Source organism: Cupriavidus sp. CuC1, from assembly GCF_044627735.1.
GTDB lineage: Bacteria > Pseudomonadota > Gammaproteobacteria > Burkholderiales > Burkholderiaceae > Cupriavidus > Cupriavidus ulmosensis.
Genome location: NZ_JBIUHC010000276.1, coordinates 1 through 7,402 on the forward strand (window position 1 = coordinate 1; position 7,402 = coordinate 7,402).

The following is a 7,402-nucleotide window of genomic DNA, read 5'->3' on the forward strand; positions in this document are numbered from 1 at the left end:
CCCATCCTGGCGCCGCGCATCGTGCGCCACCTGGTGTGCGTGAGCCATCCGCAGCGCCCGCTCAGCACGGCCGCCGACGCGCTGATCGCGATCGTGGCCGAGGAGATCCGCAGGGTATCCGGAACGCCAGCCTGATCCTGGCGCAGTGGCCCTGGCTACCGCCGGCCTTCCACCGGGCTGCGCACCTCGCGCGGCGCATCGCTGCGCGTGCCGAACAGCGTGTCGCAGATCGGGAAGGTCAGGTTGAAGTTCTGCGTGGCCATCAGCTCAGGATCGTGATGCGTGACGTGCAGGCGCCGCACGGTCCCCACGAACGGCATCCGGTCCAGCAGCGGGCTATCCGTGATGTGCGACAGCGTATGCAGGCCCTCGTACATCAGGTAGTACGCCGCCATCGTCATCAGCGCGATATAGCCCGCGTTCTTCGAGAACACCACGCCGATCACCAGCGCGAACGGCACGGCCGCCAGCACGAAGGCTACCGGCGCAAAGGGCGGAAACAACAAGGCGCGCCAGTGCTTCTGGCCTTTGTACTCAAGCGTCAGATGTGTGAAGAAGCGATGATGCACCGCGCAATGCCGTTTATAGATCGCGCTGAACAAGCGCGTCGGTCGATGCAATATATAGCGGTGCGCGGCCCACTCGGCCCAGTTCCCGAGCAAGAAGATTGGCACGATCGCGAGCCACTGCGCCAGCGTCGGTGCTTGCAGTTTCATCGCGCACCAGGCAATCACCCCGCCGGTGAATAGCAGCGTGAAGGCCAGATGCAATTCGCCGCGATACCACGCAGGGGTGGCGGCGACATATTCGTCGCGGAAGCGGTAAGAGCGTGCGCGGATTTCGTCATCGTATTTCATCGTTATCTCCTCGTTCCAGCCGCCGGTGGCGCGCCATCGTGCAGCTTCGTTCTTCAGCGTGGATTTGAGCTTCGGTTTTCAACTCGGATGGGCAACTTCGCTCGATGCCAGCCGGACGGCGCGGCGCTCGGCTTGCATGGTGTCGGCAATCTTTTCCGCGAGCATGATGGTGGGGATGTTGGTATTGGCCGTCGGCAGCCGCGGCATCAGCGAAGCGTCAACGACGCGCAGCCTGCCAACATCGTGAACGCGGCCCGCCGCATCCGTCACCGCCCTCCGGTCCGCATGCTCGCCCATCCGGCAAGTGCCGCTGGCATGCCAGACCCCGAAGACGCTCTGGCGCACAAAGCCCTCCAGCGCGGACTCATCCGCCAGCAGGCTGGCCAGGTTTGCCCCGCCCGTGAAAAAGCGCGCGATCAGGCTTCTGCGCAGCGGCCCCGAGACATCAAGCAGTGCCCCCAGCAACTCTGTGAGCAACGCATTGCCGCGGCTCACGCGGCTCAGCGCCTTGACGCGCGGCGAAAAAGTAGCGGGGAAGAAATCACCCGGATGCTGATGCAAGGCCGACGCACCCACGATCTGCACCAGCTTGCGTACGCCGGTCACCATGCGCCGCAGATCCCGCTCGTCGTCGAGCAGGTTGAGTTCCACCATGGGCGGCACATCCGGCTGGGCTCCCGCAAGGCTCACCTGCCCGCGCGAGAATGGCCGGTTGCACCACAGGAAGAAGAGGCCGAGCCGATTACCGAGTGCATGCCAACCGGCCCGTGTGGAACTGGACAGGTACATGTCCGACGCCTCGCCACCTGGCACCCCCGATGAGAAGCGCGCCGCCGTCATGCTGGCGCGCCGGCGCGAGAGCGGCATGCGGTACTGGGGCGCGAGGAACTGGCAGAACGTCAGCGCCGGATGATCCTGGAGATTGCGGCCAACGCCGGGCCGGTCGGCCAGGACCTCGATGCCGAGGGCCTGCAGCGCGCCGGCGTCGCCGATCCCCGCGCGCATCAGGATAGCGGGCGACTGCAAGGCGCCCGCGGACACGATGACCTCCCCGGCGTCCAGCGCCAGCCGCGACCCATCGGCCCGGATGGCGATCACCCCACGCGCTTCCCGGCCGGATACGACGAGCTTGCGCACCGTTGTCTCGGCATAGATCCGCAGATTGGCCCGCCGGCGCGTATCCGCGTCGAGATAGGCGATGGCGGTCGAAACCCGCTTGTCATCCAGGTTCGAGAAGGTGGCGGGAAACCAGCCATCGCCGAACTCCGCGTTCTGGTCGGCCAGCGCGGACAAGCCGCTGCGGCCCATCGCGTGCGCAAACTCCGTGCAGAACGGCGGCCAAGCCTGCGGCAGGATGCGGCGGATCGGCACCGGTCCGTGGCTGCCGTGCAGCGGGCTGTTGCCGTAGTCCACATCGCGCTCAAGGTTGCGAAAATACGGCAGCACATCCTGCCACGACCAGCCGGGCGCGCCCGACGCGGCCCACTCGTCGTAGTCGCGCGGCAGCCCGCGGTTTGCGGCCTGCACGTTGATGCTGGAGCCGCCGCCCATGACGCGCCCTTGCTCGTAGACCTTGGACCTGCCCCCTGCCACGGCGCGGGCTTGCAGCGATGGCCAGATATACCGGTCACCGAAGAACAAGGGCATCGGATAGCTGTCGAGGATCTCCACCGGCACAGCGTCCGGCGGTGTATCGACGCCCCCCTCGATCAGCGCGACGCGGATGGCCGGGTCCTGCGACAGGCGATTGGCCAATACGCAACCGGCGGACCCGCCGCCAACAATCACGTAGTCGAAACGCTCCCTGGGCGTATCCATGCGGTCTCCCCTTGTCATGTGCGTCGTTGCTCCGTCATTGCAAGGGGATGGCCGCGTCATGCACCACCTGCTTCCACTTCGCCAGTTCCTTGCCGATAAACGCAGAGAAGTCGGCGGGGCTGCCGCCGTCGGGGCGCACGCCCTGCTCGTGGAAGATATTGCGCACATCCGCCGTGCGCAGCGCGTCGTTGATCTGGGCGTTCAGCTTTCGCACGATCTCCGGGGGCGTGCCGGCCGGCGCGACAATGCCGTGCCAGGATGACGCGTCGTAGCCGGGCAGGCCGCTCTCGGCCATGGTGGGCACCGTGGAAAGCGACGCAAAGCGGCTCCGGTCGGCGACGGCAAGCGCGCGCACCTTGCCGGACTTCACGAAAGGCAGCACATGGGGCAACGCGTCGAAGGCCACTTCGACCTGCCCGCCGGCCAGATCGGTCAGCATGGGCGTGCTGCCCTTGTAGGGAACCTGGGCGAGCGTGACGCCGGCACTGCGCTCGAACAGCGCCATGGCAAGGTGGTTGGACGAGCCGCTGCCCGACGAGCCGTAGTTGATCTTGCCGGGCGTGCCCTTAGCGGATTTGACAAGATCGTCCACGGAGCGGATCGGCGATCCGTTGGTCACCACAAGGGTCATCGGCGACTGGCCTGCCAGGATGACGGGCGTGAAGTCCTTGAGGGTGTCGTACGGCAGCGACTTATAGAGCCAGGGATTGGCACCGAAGGGGAACTGCACCACCAGCAGCGTGTAGCCATCGGGCGCGGCCTTGGCCACGAACGAGGTGCCGATGATGGTGCCCGCGCCGGGCTTGTTGTCCACCACCACGGGCTGGCCCCAGGCTGCGGTGAGCCTGCTGCCGACGATGCGGGCCAGCGTGTCGTTGAAGCCGCCGGGCGGGTAGGGCACCACGATGCGGATCGGCTTGGTGGGATAGCCTTGCGCATGGGCAAGCCCCGTCAGCAACAGCAAAGCGAGCCCGGCATGGGCGAGCCAAGTTTTCATGTCTGTCTCCTGCCTGTTCAGTATTCAAAGTTCGGCCGGGATCAGCGCCCCGGTCCGCAGCGCTGGCCGTCAGCCGGCAAAGTCGTGAGCGAGGCCCGACCAGCGGCTGGCCAGCGTGTCGTGCTCGATCTGGAACAGGTCCAGGATGCGGCCCACGGTGTGATTGACCACGTCCACGATGCTGGTCGGATGCGCGTAGAAGGCGGGCACGGGCGGCATCACGATCGCGCCCATCTCGGTGGCGTGCAGCATGTTGCGCAGGTGCGCGAGGTTCAGCGGGGTTTCGCGCGCCACCAGCACCAGGCGCCGCCGCTCCTTGAGCACCACGTCCGCGGCGCGGGTCAGCAGGTTGTCGGAAAACCCGTTGGCCACCGACGCTAGTGTCTTCATCGAGCACGGCGCGACCACCATGCCCTCGGTCACGAAAGAGCCGCTGGCTACCGCCGCGCCGATATCGCGCACGTTATGCACTACGTCGGCAAGCGCCTCGAGTTCGCTGCGCTTGATGCCGAGTTCCTGGGTCGCGGTGAGCATGCCGGAAGCCGACACGATGAGGTGCGACTCGACGCCGTCCAGGCTGTGCATCGCCTTGAGGAGATTGACGCCGATGGCCGCGCCGCTGGCGCCGGATATGCCGACAATGATGCGTCTCTGGCTGGCCATGGCATCAAGCTCCATCGCCGAGATACGCTTCCCAGTGCGATGGGTCGACCGACACCAGCGCCTGTAAATCGATGGTTGACTCGCCGGGAATCCGCACGCGCGTGAACACATGCGCCGCGTACTTGACCGGGCGGGTCGCGTCCAGCCCCATCTTGGCGCAGATGCCTTGCAGGTGCGGCTCGGGATTGTCGATGCCGGCGAGGCTGGCCGCGACGGTCGTGGAGGGGTCGAGCACCGAGCCCTGCGCCCCGGCGATCACCACTAGGTCCTGGTCTGCCTGGAAGCGCGTCGCGACGGCCCATTCCACCTCGGCCGGGTCGTGGACGTCGACATCGGTATCCACCACGACCACCTGCTTGATGTCGTAGTGCGCGCCAAACGCCGAGAGAATGACGTTCTTCGCTTCGCCCTCGCGCTTCTTGTCGAGCTTTACATACAAGTGGTACCGGCATACGCCGCCCACCGACAGATGCACATCCTGCACCCCGGGATGGCTGCGCTGCAGATGCGCCAGCAAGGTCGCCTCGCGCGGAATCGCCCCGAGCAGCAGGTGCTCCATCTCCGCAGGCACGATGGTGTGATAGATCGGGCGATGACGGTGCGTGACGGCGTCGACCTGGATGACCTCGCGCGGCTCGGCGCTGCTGTAGTACTTGGGAAACTCGCCGAAGGGCCCTTCCATCTCGCGCTCGCCGGGCAGAAGCCGGCCCTCGATCACGATCTCGGCATTGGCCGGCACACGCACATCGCTGGTACGGCACTTGACCACGGCAAGCGGCGCGCCGTGCAAGGCCCCGGCGATCTCCAGCTCGTCATGGTCGATCGGCGTGATGGCCTGCGAAGCCAGCATGGTGAGAGGATCGACGCCGATGACGATGGCGATGGATAGCGCCTCGCCGCATTCTTCGGCCGCGCGGTAGAACGCATCGAGATGGCGTGGCAGCATCAGGATGGCCATGCGGTCCGGTGCATGCACCTGGATGCGGTGGATCGAGACGTTCTGCACGCCCGTGCGCGGGTTCCGCGCGATGGCCAGACCGGCCGTGATATAGGGACCGTTGTCGTGCTCGCTGTGGGTTGGGATGGGCAACAGTTTGTGCAGGTTCACCTTGTCCAGGTGGATGACCTGCTGGCATGCGGCCTCGCCCTGGGCCACCTCGCTCACCGGCAAAGGCTGCGCGGCGGCGCTGCGCAAGCGCTCGAGCAAGCCGGCCTCGGGCACGCCCATCGCCTCGGCGATCCACGCGCGGCGCGACATGAACCCGCTCACGACCGGAACGGCATGGCCGCCAGGCCGGCGGAAGAACGCCGCGCGCTCGCCATCGAGCCGCTTGGCGACGGCTGCGAGGGTGTGCTCTAGTGCCACCGGCTCGTCGATTGCAGCCAGCCGGTCCGTGTTGCCGAGGTGGCGCAGCCAGCTGCGCAGGGTCAGCGCCCCTTCGGGCAATGGTGCGGCTCGCGGCGCGCTGTTCGTCGTTTCGGCGGGTTGCCTGGGCATGGCGTGACTCCTGGGTCGTCGGTGTGCGGCCCAGGCCAGACTGGTCCAGACTGGCCCGGCCGCACTCAATGTGAGGCAAGCCTAGTCAGGAAGATGCATCAGGTCTAATACTGTTTATTGATCCGAAATATCATAGTTTCTGATATACGTGTTTGACCCGATGACAGGCGACAGGCGCTGAACGCTAATAGAGACCTTGGAAGCGATCTTCGCTTTAGAGGCTGCGCCCGGTGGATTTTGCACCTCAGGCGGATTGCCGGCGCTGGCATCCGCCGCCTTGGAGATCACTGATTTATATGTATTGATTTTCAAATATCATTTTTAATGATTAAACAATGAGGCGACTCGGGCACATGGATTTAAAGCAGATCCAGTACTTCATCGCGCTGTTCGAGGACGGATCAGTCACTCGGGCCGCCAAGCGGCTGCATATCGTGCAGCCCGCGCTGAGCATGCAGATCGCCAGGCTGGAAGAAGAGCTGAATCAAAAACTGTTCGAGCGCGGCGCGCATGGCATGTCGCCGACCGCCGCGGGCCGCCAGATGTATCGGCTGTTCCTGCCCATCATGCGCGACATCACGCATGCGCGCGAACAACTGGTGCAACGGGACGAGGTCGTCTCCGGCAACATCACGATCGGCCTGATCGCCTCCATCGCCGAGGGCGCGCTCGCCGAAGCACTGACCAGCTTTCGTATGCGCTATCCCCAGGTCGAGGTGACCGTGGCCGACGGCTACAGCACCACGCTGATCGACTGGGTAGCGGGTGGCCAGCTGGACGTGGCCATCATCAACAAGCCGCGCGCCCAGTTGTCACTCGACTCCCGGCCGCTGCTCGACGAAGAAATGGTGCTGGCAACGAGCGCGGCCCACGGCCCGGACCTGCCCGGCTCGGTCCAGCTAGCCAGCCTCCCCGCGGTGGAACTGGTGCTGCCCACCAAACGCCACGGCCTGCGCGGCGTGCTCGACAGCGCGGCGCACCAGTTGGACATGATGCTCACGCCCAAGTACGAGATCGACGCGCTCGGCACCATCGTCAAGCTTGTTGCATCAACCAACATGGCCACGATCCTGCCGCGCATCGCGGTGCAGCGCGCGGTGGACCGGGGCACGTTGCGCGTGCACGCCATCCTGGCGCCACGGCTGATCCGGCACATCGTGCGCATCAGCCACCCCCGCCGCCCCTTGAGCACAGCGGCCGAGGCGCTGGTCAGCATCATTGCCAGCGAGATCCAGCGTACGTCGGACGCGGCAACGCCCGCCGGCAGCCAAGACTTGAACAAGGAGAAGATGGAATGAACGCGCAACACTGGATTGCCGGCGCATGGACCGGCGAGCCTTCCGCCGATAGCGTCAACCCCGCCGACGGGACCCTGATCGGGCAGTTCGCGGACGGCGGCACCTGGCAAGCCGAAGCCGCCATCGCCGCCGCGCGCCATGTCTTCGAGCGCACCACCTGGGGCCAGGATGCCCGCCTGCGCCAGGACGTGCTGCTAGTACAACATCTCGTAAATAGGTTTAATAATTATCGGGCTGCAAATATGGCTCCAGTAGGGTGACGATCACCTCG

8 protein-coding genes and 1 pseudogene are annotated in these 7,402 nt (G+C 65.7%); 3 read left to right on the plus strand and 6 right to left on the minus strand.

Annotated features, from left to right (window positions below):
• A pseudogene (locus tag ACGLHR_RS49870) lies at nt 1-135 on the plus strand (LysR family transcriptional regulator); the annotation flags it as partial.
• Nucleotides 136-155: 20 nt separating this feature from the next.
• On the opposite strand, the gene ACGLHR_RS49875 reads toward ACGLHR_RS49870, so the two are convergent.
• From ACGLHR_RS49875 to ACGLHR_RS49900, 6 genes are all read right to left on the minus strand, one after another.
• The gene (locus ACGLHR_RS49875; RefSeq protein WP_267600471.1) at nt 156-857 is read right to left on the minus strand and encodes a sterol desaturase family protein; all 702 of its coding nucleotides are present in this window, start codon (nt 855-857) and stop codon (nt 156-158) included.
• 78 nt (nt 858-935) lie between these two features.
• Complete coding sequence (locus tag ACGLHR_RS49880) at nt 936-2,675, minus strand: GMC family oxidoreductase (RefSeq protein ID WP_400103301.1); 1,740 nt, start codon at nt 2,673-2,675, stop codon at nt 936-938.
• A 34-nt stretch (nt 2,676-2,709) separates the two neighbouring features.
• On the minus strand, nt 2,710-3,672 hold the full coding sequence (locus tag ACGLHR_RS49885; RefSeq protein WP_153955549.1) for a tripartite tricarboxylate transporter substrate binding protein: 963 nt from the start codon (nt 3,670-3,672) through the stop codon (nt 2,710-2,712).
• 69 nt (nt 3,673-3,741) lie between these two features.
• Complete coding sequence (locus ACGLHR_RS49890; RefSeq protein ID WP_267600469.1) at nt 3,742-4,335, minus strand: UbiX family flavin prenyltransferase; 594 nt, start codon at nt 4,333-4,335, stop codon at nt 3,742-3,744.
• 4 nt (nt 4,336-4,339) lie between these two features.
• The gene (locus ACGLHR_RS49895; protein ID WP_400103304.1) at nt 4,340-5,833 is read right to left on the minus strand and encodes a UbiD family decarboxylase; all 1,494 of its coding nucleotides are present in this window, start codon (nt 5,831-5,833) and stop codon (nt 4,340-4,342) included.
• A gap of 114 nt (nt 5,834-5,947) precedes the next feature.
• Nucleotides 5,948-6,145, minus strand: coding sequence for a hypothetical protein (locus ACGLHR_RS49900; RefSeq protein WP_400103306.1), 198 nt, complete (start codon nt 6,143-6,145; stop codon nt 5,948-5,950).
• Nucleotides 6,146-6,186: 41 nt separating this feature from the next.
• Here ACGLHR_RS49900 and ACGLHR_RS49905 point away from each other — a divergent pair, with 41 nt between their 5' ends.
• Together ACGLHR_RS49905 and ACGLHR_RS49910 are read left to right on the plus strand one after the other, a co-directional pair.
• Nucleotides 6,187-7,131, plus strand: coding sequence for a LysR family transcriptional regulator (locus ACGLHR_RS49905; protein ID WP_400103308.1), 945 nt, complete (start codon nt 6,187-6,189; stop codon nt 7,129-7,131).
• Complete coding sequence (locus ACGLHR_RS49910; RefSeq protein WP_400103310.1) at nt 7,128-7,391, plus strand: hypothetical protein; 264 nt, start codon at nt 7,128-7,130, stop codon at nt 7,389-7,391. Before ACGLHR_RS49905 ends, ACGLHR_RS49910 begins: the two co-directional genes overlap by 4 nt.
• Nucleotides 7,392-7,402: the final 11 nt, after the last annotated feature.